This window comes from Bradyrhizobium sp. HKCCYLRH2060, from assembly GCF_051168135.1.
In the GTDB taxonomy this organism is placed as follows: domain Bacteria; phylum Pseudomonadota; class Alphaproteobacteria; order Rhizobiales; family Xanthobacteraceae; genus Bradyrhizobium.
Genome location: NZ_JBNPUK010000030.1, coordinates 1 through 18407, shown reverse-complemented (window position 1 = coordinate 18407; position 18407 = coordinate 1). Strand labels below are relative to the sequence as shown.

The 18407-nt window shown below is 65.9% G+C and carries 13 protein-coding genes; 5 read left to right on the top strand and 8 right to left on the bottom strand.

All coding sequences use genetic code 11. The features are described from left to right. Window positions 1-896 precede the first annotated feature (896 nt). Entirely contained in the window at window positions 897-2102 is a 1206-nt protein-coding gene (locus ACQR10_RS32465) for an ATP-grasp domain-containing protein (RefSeq protein WP_316216123.1), read from the top strand. 190 nt (window positions 2103-2292) lie between these two features. Here ACQR10_RS32465 and ACQR10_RS32460 read toward each other — a convergent pair whose 3' ends face one another. The 4 genes from ACQR10_RS32460 to ACQR10_RS32445 all read right to left on the bottom strand — a co-directional run bounded on the left by ACQR10_RS32460 (window position 2293) and on the right by ACQR10_RS32445 (window position 6787). Further along, window positions 2293-4335, bottom strand: a complete 2043-nt coding sequence (locus tag ACQR10_RS32460) for a S8 family serine peptidase (protein WP_316216124.1) — start codon at window positions 4333-4335, stop codon at window positions 2293-2295. Window positions 4336-4386: 51 nt separating this feature from the next. After that, entirely contained in the window at window positions 4387-4617 is a 231-nt protein-coding gene (locus ACQR10_RS32455; RefSeq protein ID WP_315802886.1) for a hypothetical protein, read from the bottom strand. A gap of 114 nt (window positions 4618-4731) precedes the next feature. Continuing rightward, complete coding sequence (locus tag ACQR10_RS32450) at window positions 4732-5865, bottom strand: hypothetical protein (RefSeq protein ID WP_316216125.1); 1134 nt, start codon at window positions 5863-5865, stop codon at window positions 4732-4734. Window positions 5866-6055: 190 nt separating this feature from the next. Then, complete coding sequence (locus ACQR10_RS32445; RefSeq protein WP_316216126.1) at window positions 6056-6787, bottom strand: AfsR/SARP family transcriptional regulator; 732 nt, start codon at window positions 6785-6787, stop codon at window positions 6056-6058. A 373-nt stretch (window positions 6788-7160) separates the two neighbouring features. Between ACQR10_RS32445 and ACQR10_RS32440 the strand changes: the two genes are divergently transcribed. Next, window positions 7161-7580, top strand: coding sequence for a secondary thiamine-phosphate synthase enzyme YjbQ (locus tag ACQR10_RS32440; protein WP_315802889.1), 420 nt, complete (start codon window positions 7161-7163; stop codon window positions 7578-7580). 278 nt (window positions 7581-7858) lie between these two features. Here ACQR10_RS32440 and ACQR10_RS32435 read toward each other — a convergent pair whose 3' ends face one another. Then, window positions 7859-8746 carry an alpha/beta fold hydrolase gene (locus ACQR10_RS32435; RefSeq protein ID WP_316216127.1) on the bottom strand — a complete coding sequence of 296 codons (888 nt, stop codon included), beginning with the start codon at window positions 8744-8746 and terminating at the stop codon, window positions 7859-7861. 126 nt (window positions 8747-8872) lie between these two features. On the opposite strand from ACQR10_RS32435, the gene ACQR10_RS32430 reads away from it, so the two are divergent. Beyond that, window positions 8873-9778: a LysR family transcriptional regulator gene (locus tag ACQR10_RS32430; protein WP_316216128.1), complete on the top strand. Its 906-nt coding sequence runs from the start codon at window positions 8873-8875 to the stop codon at window positions 9776-9778. Window positions 9779-9891: 113 nt separating this feature from the next. Here the strand turns inward: ACQR10_RS32430 and ACQR10_RS32425 are convergent, their stop codons facing one another. Continuing rightward, window positions 9892-10755 carry an alpha/beta fold hydrolase gene (locus tag ACQR10_RS32425; protein WP_315802892.1) on the bottom strand — a complete coding sequence of 288 codons (864 nt, stop codon included), beginning with the start codon at window positions 10753-10755 and terminating at the stop codon, window positions 9892-9894. A gap of 257 nt (window positions 10756-11012) precedes the next feature. On the opposite strand from ACQR10_RS32425, the gene ACQR10_RS32420 reads away from it, so the two are divergent. Then, window positions 11013-11669, top strand: a complete 657-nt coding sequence (locus tag ACQR10_RS32420) for a TIGR02594 family protein (protein ID WP_316216129.1) — start codon at window positions 11013-11015, stop codon at window positions 11667-11669. 205 nt (window positions 11670-11874) lie between these two features. On the opposite strand, the gene ACQR10_RS32415 is transcribed toward ACQR10_RS32420, so the two are convergent. After that, entirely contained in the window at window positions 11875-12660 is a 786-nt protein-coding gene (locus ACQR10_RS32415; protein WP_316180477.1) for an MOSC domain-containing protein, read from the bottom strand. Between the two features lie 223 nt (window positions 12661-12883). Here ACQR10_RS32415 and clpB point away from each other — a divergent pair, with 223 nt between their 5' ends. Further along, on the top strand, window positions 12884-15523 hold the full coding sequence (gene clpB / locus ACQR10_RS32410; RefSeq protein ID WP_316216130.1) for an ATP-dependent chaperone ClpB: 2640 nt from the start codon (window positions 12884-12886) through the stop codon (window positions 15521-15523). 83 nt (window positions 15524-15606) lie between these two features. Here the strand turns inward: clpB and ACQR10_RS32405 are convergent, their stop codons facing one another. Continuing rightward, window positions 15607-17670 (bottom strand): M23 family metallopeptidase, encoded by a 2064-nt coding sequence (locus ACQR10_RS32405; RefSeq protein WP_315802896.1) that lies wholly within the window; start codon window positions 17668-17670, stop codon window positions 15607-15609. Window positions 17671-18407 lie beyond the last annotated feature (737 nt).

Here is an 18407-nt window from a genome sequence, read left to right as displayed (position 1 = left end):
TTGGCGATGCTCAAGACCGCAGAAGAATCCACGCCATGCACCATGTCCAGTCTGTCTGAACCGGACAGCCGTGGGACAAGCCCGGCCATGACGAGCTTGGGGTTGGCGGTTTCCACTTTTCAAAGAGCGGTTAGTCTGAGACATGCTGCCTTATCCTCGCGGCGCATCCGCGCCCGAGCTTTGCGTCACGCGTCGCCTCCGGATAACGCAGAGGCGCAGGGAAGGCCGGATGCTGGCCGCACCCATGGCCCGCCTGCGAAAAAAATGCAGGCGGCAGGAACCACAGGTACGAGCCGGAACACCCGGCCTTCCCTGCGCGATGGTTGAACGGCTGCTTCGCGTTCTCCCCGGTGCGCCGGCTTTCTGGCCACCGTCGTCCGCGTGATGCAGAGCACCACAACGAACTTGACATCAGCGTCGGGATGCCAGGACCGCGCGACTTGACCGTGCGCATCGGAATTGTTCGTCCGCGCGGGCAATCCCACGCGCAATCCGACACGCCCATCGCATCCCACACTCAGCGTTCGTGACGACCGCGATACGCCCCTCTTGCTGTGAGGCGGGACGCGCGGAAATCTGCGCCTGATTTGCCCGACGGCGCAAGGACTTTCGTGCGACGAACTAACACGACGGGCAATTCGTGCATGAGCGTCATGCGCGATCTGCCCGTCGTGCGGACATCACGTGCATTCTCCCTGTCACCAACATCACGCGGCGTTGGCAGGTCGATCCCGGACTCTCCGAACCGATGCGCCGCGATTAATCATCGCTGATGGACGCGGCTCAAGGCTCGCCGAGACCGCGAGCCAAGCACAAACATTGATTTGGCCGCGGTTCGATGCCACCTTTCGCGATCTCCGACACTTCTTCTCTTCAGGAACGTGAGGCGATCTGGGATGCGCGTCCTGCTGTCGGAAGGATCAGGCCTCACGTCGCGTCAGGTCGCCGGGCGCCTCGGCGCGCTCGGACATGAGGTCGAGATCCTGTCCTCGACGCGGATCTGCCTGTCGCGCTTCACCCGGCATGTGCGGGCTGTTCACGCCGTGCCGCGGTTCGGACGCGATCCGTTCGGATGGCTCGCCGCGGCAGAACGCATTGCAGCCGAGCGAAAGGTCGATCTGCTGTTTCCCACGCAGGAACAGGTGACGGTGCTCTCGGCAAGATTGCCGCAGCTCCGGGGCGCGACGATCGTGCCGCCGTTCAAAAGTCTCGCGCGGGTTCAGGACAAGATATCGGCCTTTCATACGCTCGAAGCCGCAAGCGTGCCACAGCCGCCCACGACGATGGTCTCGCGGATCGAGGATCTCCGTGACGTCGCAGCCTATCCCGTTTTTCTGAAGCGCCCCGTCAGCACGGCAAGCTCGGGCGTCCGCAGGGCGCGAAACGCCGCCGAGCTCAATGCAGCCGCGCGCGAGCTTGGACTTGGTGACGGCTCGGCGTTGATTGCCCAGGCTCAGGTGGCAGGGCCGCTCGCAATGGTGCAGGCCGTTGCCAACCGCGGCCGGCTGGTTGCGCATCATGCCTGCCTTCGCGTGCGCGAGGGCGTCGGTGGCGGAGCGTCGCTGAAGCAGAGCATCGTGCTGCCCGGTCTGGCCGTCATGCTGTCGCGGCTGGTCGCGTTGCTGGATTGGCACGGTGGGCTGTCGATGGATGTGATCATCGCCGATGGCGGACCGGTCATCATTGATGTCAATCCCCGGCTGGTCGAACCTGCCAACGCCTTCGCTGCGGGTGTGGATCTCGTTGCGGCGATGATCGATGCGGCCATTGGTGCTGCGACTGGGGAATGTCCGGCCGGGGCCGCCGGCGTGCGGACCCGCCAGACGCTGCTGGCGATCCTTGGCGCCGCCGAGCAGACGGGGGCGCGGATCGCGGTGTTGCGCGAAGCGATCGATGCGATTGCGGCACGCGGCGACTACGCCGGATCAACCGAGGAACTGACGCCAGTCGCGGGCGATCCGCTTGCGCTCGTTCCCGTCATCGCTGCGCTCGGCGCGTCGCTGATCCGCCCGTCGCTATGGCGCAAATTCCATAGCGGCGCCGTTGGTCCCTACGCAGTCACGCCGGAGGCGTGGGCAGAGATTCTGGCTGCGGCGGCTTGATAGCGCAGACCGCCGCGGTGATCCGGCGAGGATTGCGCGTCTTCAATCCCTCTGGACTTAACTCATTCACACGGTGGTCGCATATCTAATGACAACTAACGTGACGGGCAGTTCGTGCATGAAGCTCATGCGCAAACTGCCCGCCGTACAACGTCTGATGCGGCTTGGTCGCTGCTGCCTCGTCGGCAATCTACAGCAAGCCGACCTTGTGCATCATGTCGCGGATCTGCGCCGGACTGGGATCACCGGCGGCCGGGCTCGACCACTCGCCGGTCGTCGTTGCCGGGCCCCTGGCAACCGAGCCGGATCCGTTGGGCTTGCCATTGGGCGCCTGCGGCGCCAGCGTCGGAGACGTCGCGGCGTTCTGCGCTTCGCCGCGCGCCAGTCCCAGCAGACGACGAAGGACGTCGAGCGAGGGATCGGCCGCGGGCGCGGAGGCGACGGCCGCTTCCAGGCCGAGGGCGCGCATCGCGTTCGGCAGCCCGGCTCCCGCACGATTGGGGTCGCCGAACTGCAGCGGCGTCGACGTCTCCTTCAGGATCTGGAACAGCCGCTCCACGCGTCGCGCGTCGCGCGTCGCGAACGGGCCCTTGAAGTCGGGATGATGCGCCAGCACCAGCGCAGCGAGGCCGGTGACATGCGGCGTCGCCATCGAGGTGCCGTCCCACGCCCCGAATCCATCGGCCGGCAGCGAGGACACGATGCCGACGCCGGGCGCGCAGACGTCGATCTCCGGCCCGAAGCAGCTGAACTTCGCCGGAAAATATCCGTCGCTGCTGCGGAAGCCGTCCAGCGCCTGCTGGGCGTGGAAGCTGTCCTCGGGAAACTCGCCCCATTTGCCCATCGCGGCGACCGACAGGCAATGCGGCGTCGAGCCGGGAAACTGGACCGGCCCCGACGAATTTCCCGCAGCGACGATACAGGCGAGGCCCATCTGCTTGGCCCGCAGGATCCGCTCCTCGATGATCTGCGACGGCTCGCCGCCGCCCAGGCTCATATTGGCGACGTCGATGCCGTTCTCCATGCAGTAGTCGAGCGCCGAGACGAGATCGCTGAACCGGCCGCCCGGGAAGATCCGGCAGACATGGATTTCGGCCGCCGGAGCGAAGCCGCGAATGCCGCCGCCGCTGCCGACCGGGCCGCCGGCGATGATCCCGGCGCAATGCGAGCCGTGACCGATGGTATCGATGGTCCAGCTCGCGGGATCATTGCCGACGATGCTCTTGCCGATCGTGACGCCGTGCAGATTGCGATGCGTTGGTGCTGCGCCGGAATCGATCACCGCGATCTTCACGCCCGCGCCATTGTAGGCGAGGGGAACACGATCGAGGCCCATCGCGCGCTGGCCCCATCCCAGCAATTGCTGGCCGGGAAAGCCGCGCAGGTAGGCGCCCAGCGTCTTCGCGGCAATGCGATTTACGCTGTCGGGGGTCAGTTGCGGACGGTCGAGCCAGAAGGTCCAGTAATCGACCCGCGGCTTGATCAGGATCGAGCGGATGGTGTCGGGCGTTTCGCCCTGAATCTTGAGCGTGACACGGCCGCTGGCGTCGGTGACGCCCTGAACCGGCCACACGCTGCCGAACACGTAGACTTCCGTCTCGGGCAACGGTCCGCTCTCGCCGACCACTTCGATCGTCGTCGAGAAGCCGTCGGCCATGGGAATGAGAACGCCGGGATTGGGAAGCTGGTGCGGCGCCGGAGTCTGCGGAACGGTCGGATCGAGCATGTAGGTGAGCGGCGCATCGTGCTCGACCGCGAGCCGCGCTCCGGCCTGGGCCTTGAGCAATTCGGCCTTGTCGGGCGTCATGCGGGCCAGCACCATGGGGCCGAGCGGCGCCTGTCCCGGGTCGGCGCTCTGAAATCCGAGCAGCCGCGGCGGCTGAATCGTCTTCACCACGTCGATGTCGGGAGTGTTTGTCAGTTGCTGGACGATGAAGTCGGCGCTGAAGGTCGCAAGCCCCGTCTGCTGGCGCGGGGCCAGGATGTACTGCGCCCGTCGCTGCGAGATCGTTGCGCCGGGTTGCCCCGTCGCTGGCGCCGCCTTGCCGCCGTCGCTGCGACCGGTCCCTTTCGCGGCAGGGGCTGATGCGGCGGTCGCCGCTGCCGCGGCCTGCGGTGCGGCAGCGGCCTCGGCCGAGGGCTGCTCCGCTCCCGGCTGCGCTCCGGTGCCGTTGACGGCCGTGCCGGCCGCATCCTTCTGATCAGAGATTTCGGGTTTGCTTCGTGCGGCCATCTGCGGGCTCCTTCATTCTCGCTCGTGACATCGTCGGGGGCGCGGCTGGAGTCAGCCGGCGCCAAAGGGTTTCAGTGGAGCGTTCGGCTCGACCACGATCGTGCTGAAAGTCGATCGGAGGCGATCGGCCTGGCTCTTCGTCATCGACAGGATGACGACGTCGGGGGCGACCTGACCGATGCGCTTCACGCCGGGCTCACGGCTCAGATGATCAGCAAGCTGGCCGGACTTGACCGGCTCGCCCTGCACGATGAATTCCTGCTCCGAGTTCGGATCCGCCATGCCTCGCTCCCTCCATGTCAGGTCGGCGGTGGGCGGACCTTTGGTGCGCCCACCGTCTCACTCGCTTGCATCCGCGTTGCGAATGTCGCGGATCGTTGCTTCCAATCGGTCGTCCTAGTGCATCGTGCCGGTGGGCTGGCCGGTGGCGAAGATGCCGAGCGTATGCCCGATGTTGAGGCCGGTCTGCGCGCCCTGTCCGATCTTCTTGAGCACGCTCCAGAAGCCCTGCAGCTCCATGTCGGTCGGCTGCGCCGCCGCGGCGGCCTGCGGGCCGGCGCTGAAGATGCCGAGGTTGTGGCCGACATCGAGGCCGGTCTGGACGCCCTGTCCGATCTTCTTGAGCACGCTCCAGAAGCTCTGCAGCTCCATGTCGGTCGGCTGCGCCGCCGCGGCGGCCTGCGGGCCGGCGCTGAAGATGCCGAGGTTGTGGCCGACATCGAGGCCGGTCTGGACGCCCTGTCCGATCTTCTTGAGCACGCTCCAGAAGCCCTGCAGCTCCATGTCGGTCGGCTGCGCGGCGGCGGGGGCCGCTTGCGGACCGGCGCTGAAGATGCCGAGGTTGTGGCCGACATTGAGACCGGTCTGGACGCCCTGTCCGATCTTCTTGAGCACGCTCCAGAAGCCCTGCAGCTCCATGTCGGTCGGCTGCGCCGTGGCGGCCGCGGCCTGCGGATCGACGTTGAAGATGCCGAGGTTGTGGCCGACATTGATACCGGTCTGGACGCCCTGACCGATCTTCTTGAGCACGCTCCAGAAGCCCTGCAGCTCCATGTCGGTCGGCTGCGCGGCGGCGGGGGCTGCCTGCGGGCCGGCGCTGAAGATGCCGAGGTTGTGGCCGACATTGAGGCCGGTCTGGACGCCCTGACCGATCTTCTTGAGCACGCTCCAGAAGCCCTGCAGCTCCATGTCGGTCGGCTGCGCGGCGGCGGGTGCGGCCTGCGGACCGGCGCTGAAGATGCCGAGGTTGTGGCCGACATTGAGACCGGTCTGGACGCCCTGTCCGATCTTCTTGAGTACGCTCCAGAAGCCCTGCAGCTCCATCTCCGACGGCTGCTCGGTGCCGGGGCCGGCCGAGAACGGCGCGAACCCGCCGGCGATTCCGCCGATGGCGCCGCCAAAGTCGCGGCCGGTCTTGCCGCCGATCAGGCGTCCGATCGCTTGTCCGGCGAACCTGCCGAGAACGGAGCCGAAGATCCCTTCGGGATTCAATTGACCATAGTCTTCAGTCGACTGCTGCATGCCACTCATGTTGAGTCTCCTCGCTCGTTGTCTGATCTTCGAGCGGCGCGCCGCTTGACCTCATCAGGAGTAGTTGCTGCGCGACGTCGATCGAGGGCGATGTTGCGCGTGTGGCCGTGATGCAAGTGTCAAGCAGGGCGTGAAAGTGCCGTCAAAATCGATCGTGTGTGGAACGCATGGAGCAAGGTCGCGCCGATCGTCAGACGCGGAGCATGCGCCTGATCTCACGCTGCAGGGATTCGGTTTCGCTCTCCGGCGTGGCGCCGACCTGCTTGCGCAGGATGGTGCGGCAGAAGTCATATTGACGCAGGGCGTCGGCACGGCGGCCCTGCTGCGCGTAGCAGCGCATCAAGGTGCGGTGGACGTCCTCCTGCAGCGGATCGGCGGCCAGCACACGCAATGAGAACGTCGTGGCGATCTCCACATGTTCCCGGCCGCCGACGTCGAGCAGACCCGCGATCGCCCGGATCGCTCGCGTCTTCAAGCGTTGACGCTCGGCGGAGAGCCACGCCTCGAACGCGCAGGACGTCGAGCTGATGCCGTCGAGCAATTCGCCGCGGAACAGCGCGGCGGCGCGGGCCATGGTCTCCAGATCGCCGAGTTGCAGCAGCAGCTCGAACTCCTGCACGTCGGTGGTGACGGCGTTCGGATGGATGCGGATGTCGTCGCGCTCCGCCGAGATGACGTCGGCGCATTGCGGCAGCACCCGGCGCAGCGTCAACAGCGCCTGGCGCAGGTTTGCGCGCGCATTGTCGCCGAAGCGGCCTTCCCACAGGAGCGCGGCCAGCTTGCTGCGTGAAATGCCGTGCGGAGAGGTGAGGGCGAGATAGCCCAGGAGCGTTGCCGCCTTGCGGCTTGGAATGACGACCTGCTCGCCCGAGACCCGTCTGATTTCAAGACCGCCAAACAGATTGATACGCAGCAAACTCATTGTCTCTCTCCTCTGAATGGCGACTCGCTGCGATCGGCGCCGGGCCTGCAGAAGTCGAGCTTCTCGTGCGATGAGATTGAGCGGCTGCAGCCGGATCAGGTCTGCACGGTCGTCGCCCAAAGGCGAGCCGCCACGCTGTCGTTGTCATCGTCGAAATGAGATCGGCAATGCAGTTAAGTCTGTCCGCGCAACGTTCGGTTCAATCTTGGATTGTATGACGGAGCGAGACTGTCCCTCGTGACTTGCAGTATGCACCCCATCGTGTCCAGTGTGGGCGAAGTCGGAACTGTGCGCTGTGAGCTGCGGCACACTCGAGGACCGACACGATCATGCTGTATCAGCAGCCATGGCAAACGAGATTGGAATTGTTCCGATGAGATCGTTCCGCAAGGAACTTTGGTTCCAGACGCCGGGCCGGCGGGCCTTCATCAACATCACGCGTGAGGTCGAGGCGGCGCTGAAGGAGAGCGGCGTGCGCGAGGGCCTCGTGCTCGTCAACGCCATGCACATCACGGCGTCGGTCTTCATCAATGACGACGAGAGCGGGCTGCATCACGACTATGAGCAATGGCTGGAGGAACTCGCCCCGCACGAGCCGGTGGCGGGCTATCGCCACAACCGCACCGGCGAGGACAATGCCGACGCCCACATGAAGCGCCAGATCATGGGCCGCGAGGTCGTGGTCGCGATCACGCAAGCCAAGCTCGACTTTGGCCCGTGGGAGCAGATCTTCTACGGCGAGTTCGACGGCGGGCGGCGCAAACGCGTGCTGATCAAGATCATTGGCGAGTAGGAGGACGCCGGAGCTTTCGGGCGTCATTGCGAGGAGCGCAAGCGACGAAGCAATCCAGGGGCCACGCGTGACGCCGTTCCGTATGGCCCCTGGATCGCTTCGCTGGCGCTCGCGATGACGGAGGAGGGTGGGGAGCCTCGGCTGTCATGCCCGCGCAAGCGGGCATCCAGTACGCCGCGGCCTCTCGGAGGACACAGCGACCGGCGCGGGCGAGAGCGCGACTCGAGCCTCGGCTGTCGCGCTTGCCAGCACTCCGTGGTGTGACGATCCCTGTTGGATTAGGCCGCAGATGATGCGCGCGCTCTCTCGCCCGCGAACACCGCCTTGATCTCGGCTACGACCTTCGGCGTGTTCTCGTCGAGCACGAAGTGTCCCGCGTCGAGCCACACCAGCTTTACGTCGGCGAGGTCGTTGAGATAGGCGCGGGCGCCGGGCGGGATGAAGAACGGATCGTGCTGGCCCCAGACGATCAGCGTCTTCGGGCTGTGGGCGCGGAAGGCCGCCTGCCACTCCGGATAGCGCGCGACGTTGGTCTTGTAGTTCTCCAGCAGATCGAGCTGGTAGTCCTGCGTGCCCGGACGGTCGAGCAGCGCCTGGTCGAGAGTCCAGTTGTCGGGATTGACGGCTTCAGGATCCTTGGCGCCGACCAGCCATTGGAACTTGGTGCCGTCGAGGCTCAGCAGCTCGCGAGCGGGCGCCTCGGTCTCCGGCGTGCGCGTCTCCCACAACGGCAGCAGCACCTTCTTCGGCGCCTCGCCGACCCCCTCCATATAGGCATTGGTATTCTGGAGGATGAAGCCTCTCACGCGCTCCGGCCGCTGCGTGAACAGGCGGAAGCCGACCGGCCCGCCATAGTCCTGCATGTAGAGAATGTAGGACTCGAGCCCGAGCACGTCGACGAGACCCGCGACATGCCGGGCGAGGTTGTCGAAGGTGTAGTCGAACTCTGCACGCGACGGCGCGTCGGAATGGCCGAATCCGATGTAGTCGGGCGCTACCAGATGGAAGCGATCGGCGAGCGCGGGGATCAGGTCGCGGAACATCTGGCTGCTGGTCGGCAGGCCATGCAGCAGCAGGATCGTCGGCGCCGTCGGGTCGCCGGCCTCGCGGTAGAAGACGTTGCGGCCGTGGACGGTCGCGGTTCGGAAGCGGGTCTGGGTGGTCATGGGGAAGCTCCTGGTCTCGGGCGGTCGGGACTCGTTGGCCGCCCGTCGCCCTGGTTCTATGCCTTCCAAAATCGGGCGCGAGTCGCTAGATTCGAGAAGAGGCCTCCCATTTTTTGGAAAGATACGTTGGATCGTCTGGACGCCATGGCGGTGCTGTTGGCCGCAGCCGAGGCCGGGAGTCTGTCGAAGGCCAGCCGGACGCTCGGGCTGCCGCTCGCGACGGTCAGCCGCAAGGTGGCCGAGCTCGAAGCGCATCTGAAGGCTTCGCTTCTGATCCGCTCGGCGAAGGGCCTGGAGCTGACGCCGGCGGGTCGGTCCTATGTCGCAGCGGCGCGCGCGATCCTGGAACAGGTCGCCGAGGCCGAGCGTGTCGCCAGCGGCGAATACTCCGAGCCCAAGGGCGATCTCGTGGTGACGGCGCCGATCATGTTCGGCCGGCTGCATGCGCTGCCTGTGGTGACGCGCTTCCTTGGCGCCTTTCCGGACGTGGCGGTCGATCTCGTGATGACCGATCGTGTCGCGCACTTTCTCGACGACCAGGTCGACGTCGCCCTGCGCATCGGCCAGTTGCCGGATTCGAGTTTGATCGCCACCCGGCTCGGCAGCGTCCGCCACGTCATCTGCGCCAGCCCGGATTATCTCGCCGCCAATGGCTGCCCGGCGCGGCCGGAGGATCTGGCACGGCACGGCGTGATCTCGTTCCAGAGCGTGTCGGTGCCCGGCACCTGGCCGTTCGAAGTCGACGGCGCCGAGATCCCCGCCAGCTTCCGCGCGCGCCTCGGCGTCAACACGATCGATGCGGCGATCGAAGCCGGCCTGTCGGGAGCGGGCCTGGTGCGGGCGTTGTCCTATCAAGTCGTCGATCATGTCCGCTGCGGCCGACTTCAGCTCGTGCTCGAAGCCTTCGAGCCGGCGCCGCGCCCGGTGCATCTCGTCTATGACGGCCAGACCCGGCTGCCGCTGAAGCTGCGCGCCTTCGTCGACTTCGCCGTGCCGCTGCTGCGGCAGCGGCTGGAGGAGGCGGCGATTTGAGGGACGTTTGGACGCAAAGTGGCTGCTGCAAAACACGCTGTCATCGCCCGGCTTGACCGTGCGATCCAGTGCGCGGGCAATGACAGATGTAGTCGGAGCAGCAGCATGCCTCCTTATCCTGCCATCGACCTTGGATCGCGCGGTCCCCAGCGGCCGGCCTCGACCAGGGCGATAAAGCGCTCGACGGATGCGTTGAACAGCGCCGGCTCCTCCAGGTTCAACACATGTCCGGACTTCGGGAAGAACGTTAGCCCGGACGCCGGCAGATGCTGCTTGAGAAACAAACTCGGCGCGATGCAGGCGTCGTCCTCGTCGCCGCAGATGATCAGGGCCGGGGTTGTAACGCGGCGGATGGCGTCCGTCATGGTGTAGATCGATGGCCTGCTGCCCTGGAAGCCGCGCATGGTGTTGGCCGAGCCACGCGCGTCGTGGCGGGCGAGCGCGGCGTAGAAGTCGGCATGGCCGCGCGGGTCCTTGATGAGGAAGGGAATGCGGCCGGGGGCCTCGCGGGTGACCTTGGCGGTCTCGGCCGAGCCGAGTGTCTCGAACTGCTCGGCGGTGGCGCGGCACTGGGCGCGGAAGGCCTCGAGATGCTCGAGGCTGGAGCCCGAGCCGACGCCGGCCAGCACCATCGAGCGGATGCGATCCGGTGCGTTCAGTGCCACCTGCAGCGCGGAGTACGAGCCCATCGACAGGCCGACGAAATGGGCGCTGTCGATGCCGAGGTGGTCGAGCACGGCGATCGCGTCGGTGTAGAAATGCACGTGGCTATAGGCGTCGGGCGCGGCCGGCACGTCCGAGGGCGTGTAGCCGCGCGCGGAGTAGGCGATGCAGCGGTGGCGCCGCGCGAAGTAGCGCAGTTGCGGCTCCCAATTGGTGTGGTCGGCGGCGAACTCGTGCAGGAAGATCAGCGGCGTGCCCACGCCGACCTCTTCAAAATAGAGGCGAACGCCATCTTTGGCCGTTGCATGGGGCATCGTCAGCTCCTCCCGTGTCGCGTGCCTGATGATGACGAGTCGCGCGATACGCGACAACGTCCCGATCGACGGCCTTGTTTTCGCCGCAACATAGACTCGGAATCACCCTCTCGTCGCCAGGCTTTTGCCGTCGATGGTCATGGTTTCGTCACAGCGCAACATTTTACGGACCTCCGCTGGCGGCTTGCAGAGGGGCCGCGCTGAGGACCAGGGGGTGCCAAGTCAGGGTACTGGGGGAAGTAACAGAAGGATTGAGTATGGTTGTGTCTACCCTTCGCCGGTCGCTTCACATCGTTGCGCTGACCATGGGTGCGGCAGTCGTCGCCGTCACCGCAACACCGGCATCGGCCCGTCCGCATCACGGCTCGGGGCATCATGCCCACCGCAGCCACGGCGGCCATCACTACGCAAGGCATCATCACCACCGGCGTTCCGTCGCCCGGCTGTCGCGCTGGGAGCGCGGCGTGGCGCGGGTGCAGGTGAGCGGCGTTGCCGATGCGCAGGCCAGCGTCATGATGCCGGGCACGGCGTCCGACGGCATGGCGTCGTCGAGCGGCTTCGGCGGCGGCAGCAGCGTCGTCTCCGCGGCGCGCAGCTACATCGGCAGCGGTAATCCGACCGGCCGGCGCAGCCTGTGGTGCGCCCGTTTCATGAACATGGTGCTGGAGCGCACCGGCCATCGCGGCACCGGCTCCGACATGGCGCGCTCGTTTGCGAGCTATGGCCAGCGCGTCTCCGGCCCGCAGGTCGGCGCGATCGCGGTGATGAGCCGCCGCGGCGGCGGTCATGTCGGCGTGGTCTCGGGCGTCGATGCCCAGGGCAATCCGATCGTCATCTCCGGCAACAACGGCAACCGCGTCCGCGAGAGCGCGGTGTCGCGCGGCCGCGTGTATGCCTATGTGATGCCGAACTGAGAGCTCTCGAACTTGAACTGATGAGGTGAGCCCTCGCGGCTCGCGCGCTCTGCGCCTCCCCCGCTTGCGGGGGAGGTCGCATCGGAGAGGCGATCCGGGTCGGGGAAGTCTGTCCTCACGAAGATTTTCGCGTGTGGCGCCCCCACCCCGGCCCTCCCCCGCAAGCGGGAGAGGGGGCGCACCGTCGATGCGGTGAGTGCTCGAACTACACCAGCCGCAGCTGCTCGACCGCGAGTTCGTCGCCGACCGCGATGTCGCCGGCTGCGATCACCTCGGCGTAGATGCCGCATTCATTGTTGCCGCGCCGGGCCATCAGCGCCGGCGGGATGTCGAGGTCGCGGGCGGCGGTGTCCGGGTCGACGTTGACGGCGGCGCAGCGGGTGGTGGTCTTGACGACCTTGAGCCGCGCCGAGCCGATCCGCAGCGTTTCGCCCATCAGCGAGGTCTCGTGCCAGGCCGGCCAGCCGGCGACGTAGACATTGGCGCGGAAGCGCAGCGGATGCACGGTCGCGCCGACCAAGGTCTCGATCTCCGCGATCGAGGCGAGGTTGATGATCGAGACCACCTTGCGAGCCAGATCCGTAAAGGCGTAGCCACCGCCCGACAGCAGCCTGACCGGGCCGCGCAGCTCGTCGGCAAACTCGCGCGCGAAGAACGCCTCGATGGCGGCGCGGCCGTCGGCGCTTTCGAGGTCGCCTTGGGCGACGATCGCGCCGTCCTTGCGGATGGTGAGGATGTTGGTCGCGTCGCCGAAGTGCGTCTTGAACCCGGCCAAGCGCTCATTGCGCATCAGCATCAGATACGCCGTTTTCGGCTTCCACACCGGCGCCGCCGGATCGAAGCCGGTTGGGCCGTTTTCCAGCGCGTAGCGGCGATCGGCCGGCAGCGTTTCGCCGACCCGTAACGGGGCCGTTTGCAGTGGTTCCGGGGTAAGGCCCTTGACCGGATAGCGGTACAGGCCGGCGATGCGCGCGGGAGGGGTCTGGCTCATGCCGCCTCATAGGAGATTCCCATGGTCGCGGCCAGGGCACACGAATTTGTGAAGCGGCCCCTTCCGTTTTCGCACCGCCTTCCCACATTTCCACTCAAGCCGGGCGCAAGCCGGCGACGTCAATGGTTGCGGCGTTGATGGACGTCAACGTGCGCGGTCCGAAACCCAATGAAGATGCTGAAGCCGTGCCTTCGGGGCGTCACAGCAGGCTGAGGGAAACATCATGAATATCGACAAATATACCGAGCGCGCGCGGGGCTTCATCCAATCGGCGCAATCGCTGGCGATGCGCGACGGCCATCAGCAGTTTTCGCCGCTGCATCTGCTGAAGGTTCTGCTCGACGATAGCGAAGGCCTCGCGGGCGGTCTGATCGATCGCGCCGGCGGCAATTCGCGCGCGATTTTGAAGGCGACCGAGGACGCACTGGGCAAGCTGCCGAAAGTGTCGGGCAGCGGCGCCGGGCAGATCTATCTGTCGCCCGAGCTGGCGCGCGCCTTCGACGCGGCGGAAAAGGCGGCCGAGAAGGCCGGCGACAGTTTCGTCACGGTGGAGCGCCTGCTGCTCGGGCTGACGCTGGAGAAGAACAGCGAGACCGGCGGCATCCTCGCCAAGGGCGGCGTCACCGCGCAGAATCTCAACGCGGCGATCGAGAGCCTGCGCAAGGGGCGCACGGCCGACTCGGCGACCGCCGAGAACGCCTATGATGCCTTGAAGAAATATGCCCGCGACCTGACCCAGGCGGCGCGCGACGGCAAGCTCGATCCGGTGATCGGCCGCGACGAGGAGATCCGCCGTACGATTCAAGTGCTGTCACGGCGCACCAAGAACAATCCCGTGCTGATCGGCGAGCCCGGCGTCGGCAAGACCGCGATCGTCGAGGGCCTCGCGCTGCGCATCGTCAATGGCGACGTGCCGGAGAGCCTGAAGGACAAGCGGCTGCTGTCGCTCGATCTGGGCGCACTGATTGCGGGCGCGAAATATCGCGGCGAGTTCGAGGAGCGGCTGAAATCCGTGCTGCAGGAGGTCACGGCCGCTGAAGGCACCTTCGTGCTGTTCATCGACGAGATGCACACCCTGATCGGCGCCGGCAAGGCCGACGGTGCCATGGATGCGTCGAACCTCTTGAAGCCCGCGCTCGCCCGCGGTGAGCTGCACTGCATCGGCGCGACCACGCTCGACGAATATCAGAAGCATGTCGAGAAGGACGCGGCGCTCGCGCGCAGGTTCCAACCGGTCTACGTCACCGAGCCCACGGTCGAGGACACCATCTCGATCCTGCGCGGCCTGAAGGACAAATACGAGCAGCATCACGGCGTGCGCATTACCGACTCCGCGCTGGTGGCGTCGGCGACCTTGTCGAACCGCTACATCACCGACCGCTTCCTGCCGGACAAGGCCATCGACCTGATGGACGAGGCGGCGGCGCGGCTGAAGATGCAGGTCGACAGCAAGCCCGAGGAACTGGACTCGCTCGACCGCGAGATCATCCGGCTCAAGATCGAGCAGGAGGCCTTGAAGAAGGAGAGCGATCTTGGCTCCAAGACGCGGCTGCAGGCGCTGGAGAAGGAGCTCGCCGATCTCGAGGAGAAGTCGGCGGCGCTGACGTCGAAATGGAGCGCCGAGAAGGACAAGCTGTCGAACGCGCAGAAGCTCAAGAGCGAGCTGGACGGCCTGCGGATCGAGCTCGCCAACGCGCAGCGCCGCGGCGAGTATCAGAAGGCGGGCGAGCTGGCCTATGGCCGCATCCCCGAGCTGGAGAAGCAACTGGCCGACATCGAGGCCAAGGAGAATGCCGGCGAGATGATGGAAGAGGCGGTCACCGCCAACCACATCGCGCAGGTGGTCTCGCGCTGGACCGGCGTGCCGGTTGACAAGATGCTCGAGGGCGAGAAGGACAAGCTGCTGCGCATGGAGGACTCGCTCGGCAAGCGTGTCGTCGGCCAGTTCGAGGCCGTGCATGCGGTCGCGACCGCCGTGCGGCGCTCGCGTGCCGGCCTGCAGGACCCGCACCGGCCGATGGGCTCGTTCATGTTCTTAGGCCCCACCGGCGTCGGCAAGACCGAGCTGACCAAGGCGCTCGCCGAGTATCTGTTCAACGACGAGACCGCGATGGTCCGGCTCGACATGTCCGAGTACATGGAGAAGCATTCGGTGTCGCGGCTGATCGGCGCGCCTCCCGGCTATGTCGGCTATGACGAGGGCGGGGCGCTCACCGAGGCCGTGCGCCGCCGGCCGTACCAGGTCGTCCTGTTCGACGAGATCGAGAAGGCGCATCCGGATGTCTTCAACGTGCTGCTTCAGGTGCTCGACGACGGCCGTCTGACCGACGGCCAGGGCCGCACCGTCGACTTCCGCAACACGCTGATCATCATGACGTCGAATCTCGGCTCCGAGTTCCTGGTCAACCAGCCGGAGGGCGAGGATACGTCCGAGGTCCGCGAATTGGTGATGGGCACGGTGCGGAGCCATTTCCGACCCGAGTTCCTCAACCGCGTCGACGAGATCATCCTGTTCCATCGCCTGCAGAAGAGCGAGATGGGCCGGATCGTCGAGATCCAGTTCTCCCGCCTCCAGAAGCTTCTGGAGGAGCGCAAGATCACGCTGTCGCTCGATGGCGACGCGCGCGACTGGCTCGCCGCCAAGGGCTGGGATCCGGCCTACGGTGCCCGTCCCTTGAAGCGGGTGATCCAGCGCAGCGTGCAGGATCCGCTCGCCGAGATGATTCTCGCCGGCGACATCAAGGATGGCGACAACGTCGCCATCTCGTCGGAAGGCAATGTGCTGACCTTCAACGGCAAGGCGCATCGTACGGCGGAGATCGCGACGTTCGAGGCGCCGATCCCGAAGCGCAAGCTGAACTGATCTCGAACATCCGCAGCACTCAAACGGCAACGGCCCGCGCCAAGCGCGGGCCGTTTGCGTTTGGAGCATGCTGAGGGGCAGGGCTACCGATTCACCTGGATCGGGCCGGCATCGGAGATGCGCGACGCGCCGGGGCCGCGGCTGGTCATCATCTGGTCGACGCGGTCGCGCTCCTTCTCGAAGCTCGCCATGATCGGGCCTTCCAGCGACCGGCCGCGCGGCAGCTTCACGCGCATCGGGTCGACGAAGCGGCCGTTGACCAGGATCTCGTAATGGACGTGCGGGCCGGTCGACATGCCGGTCGAGCCGACGAAACCGATGACCTGGCCCTGGCGCACGCGCTTGCCGGGCTCCATGCCCTTGGCAAAGGCCGACATGTGGCCGTAGGCGGTCTCATAGCCGTTGTTGTGCTTGATGCGGATATATTTGCCGTAGCCGCCTTCCTGGCCGACCTTCTCGAGCACGCCGTTGCCGGAGGCAAAAATGGGGGTGCCGTAGGCTGTGGCCCAGTCGACGCCGGTGTGCATCTTGACGAAGCCGAGGATTGGATGGCGGCGGCCGCCAAAGCCGGAGCGCATGATCGCGTTGTTGACCGGCTTGCGCACCAGGAACTTCTTCGCGCTCTTGCCGGTCTCGTCGTAATAGTCGACGACGCTGTCGTCGGGGGTCTGGAACCGGTAGTATTTCTTGGTCTCGCCGCCGACCGTCAGGGAGGTGAACAGCACCTCGGTCTTGTCGTTGTTGCCGGGCTTGTCGTCGTCGTCGCCGGCATAGAAGACGTCGAACGAATCCCCGGGCTGCACCTTGCGCTGGAAATCGACGTCGTAGGAGTAGATGCGGATCATGTCCTCGATGACCGGCGTGGGCACCTTGTTGCGCATCGCCGTCTCGTAGATGCTCTGATAGAGGCGGACACCGGTGCCGTCATCTTCCTCATCATTGGTGTTGTCAGCGGTCTCGGTGACCGTGTTCATGCTCTGCGCGTCGACGGCGACGTATCGTCCGAGGTCCGAAAGCGCGGCGACCGCCTCGATCATGGTGTCGTTGGCGACGATGACGCGGAACGGCTGCAGCCGGGCGCCGGGGGCAGGGCTGGATGGCGCCATCAGGATGCGCAGTTTCTCGCCTTCCTTCAGGCCGCCGTCACGGCCGCGCGGGCCGAGCTGGGCGGCGATCGCCTTGGCTTCGTCGGGCGTCGCGCCCTGGTCGCGCAGGATCGAGGCGACGGTATCGCCCTTCTTGACCAGGTGAACCCGCTCGCCGAGCGGATTGCCGCCGGTGATCTGGTCCTTGGTCTTGGGCAGCAAGGTGACATTTTCCGGCACCACCCGGGTCTCGAAGCCGGCGTAAGGATCGGGCGAGGTGCCGTCATTGGCATAGGACAGTTTCAGGTCGCCGCCTTGGACGGCCTGCGCGCCGGCCGCGTCGGCGGCGGCATTGGCAAGTGAGGCGTAGCGCACGCCGCCATTGTTGCCGCGCCAGTTCGCCGCATCACGGACCCGCATGACGATTTCGTCGAGCGCCACCGAGGTCGCGATCTTCGCCTTGGGGAGCACGGCGGCGAGATCCTTGGTCACGAATGAGACCTCGGCGTCGGGCTCGACGGCCTCGGGATTGTTCGGATCCTCGCCGGACCCCGTCTTGTCGTTGTCGGTGTCGCTCAGCAGGCGCTGGGCGTTGAAGGGCGGGATCTTGGCGGACAGATCGCTGGTCGCCATCGACAGGTTGCCCGAGATCCGGACGTAGGGACGGACCCGGATCAGCTCGCGCGAACCCGCGCGGGTCACGGTCGAGATGCGCACCACGTTGCGCGCCGCGGCGGCTTCGCTCGGCGGGGGCAGGCGGTCGCTCTTGCGCAAGGTGGCGACGCGGTCGTTGGCGCCGAAGGCGCCGCGCAGCGCGCTTTCCATCCGCTCCGGCATGCGCGCGAAGGTCATTTCGCCATCGAGCGACGCAAAAACGGCGCCGCCGATGAGGGCTGCGCCGCACAGACCAGTCAGAATCGTACCGGAGAACCATTGCACGGAGACGCGGCGGCGATCGATCACCGCGGCTTCGGAGCCATCGACCGATAGCGGCGGCTCATGACCGAGATCGATCATGCCGATCTCGCGTCCGTACCCCCCGCGTGACGTCCGATGGCTCAACCTTCGTCCCCCAAGTTCAAAGTCAGCACCGAGATCACTCAGCTGCCGGTTGGCTTAACGTCCAAGACAAACGGCTCGGAATGATGGCGCGCTTCTGTCGGTTCGAGACTCTCTGGCCCGAAAGCCGGACTCCACGAACCGCTATTGTTCTTCAGGATCTCTCGATGTCGTCTCGGCCGTATCAGGCGAAGGGCTCGCCGCTTCCTTGATCTGGATCATCCTTGAATCGATGGCAGTCCCCGCTGGACCCAAATCAACCCAGGTCGATGCTTAACAAATCGTCGCAGGATTGTGGCCCAAGTGGGGCACGAAGTCCGCAAGAAATCGGGGTTCTCCTGCTGTCCGGAAAAAAATGATTCGATGCGACGATTTGTTGACATTGGGCGTTGACACCCCGATCGGCCCCCCCTATAAACCCGATCACTGAGCGCGGCGCCGCTTCGGGACACACCGAGGCGAGCATTCGCGCCAATATTGCTCCTCACTTTCGTTGAGTGATGCACAACCGGTAAAACCCGGTTGCTCATCGACGTCGAAAAAGGTTGGGCGACCCCTCCACATGAGGGTGGGACCGAGGTCCCGGGCTGTTTGACAAGTGAAGATGAAGAAAGAGAAACGTGGACGGCGGAGTCCTTGCGGGTCTCGGGGTTGAGCTTCGGCTTGGTTCTGAGATCGGACGAGAAGACTTCGGCGGACAATGTTTCAAAGGTAACACCATGGTTTTCGCGCTGTGAAGC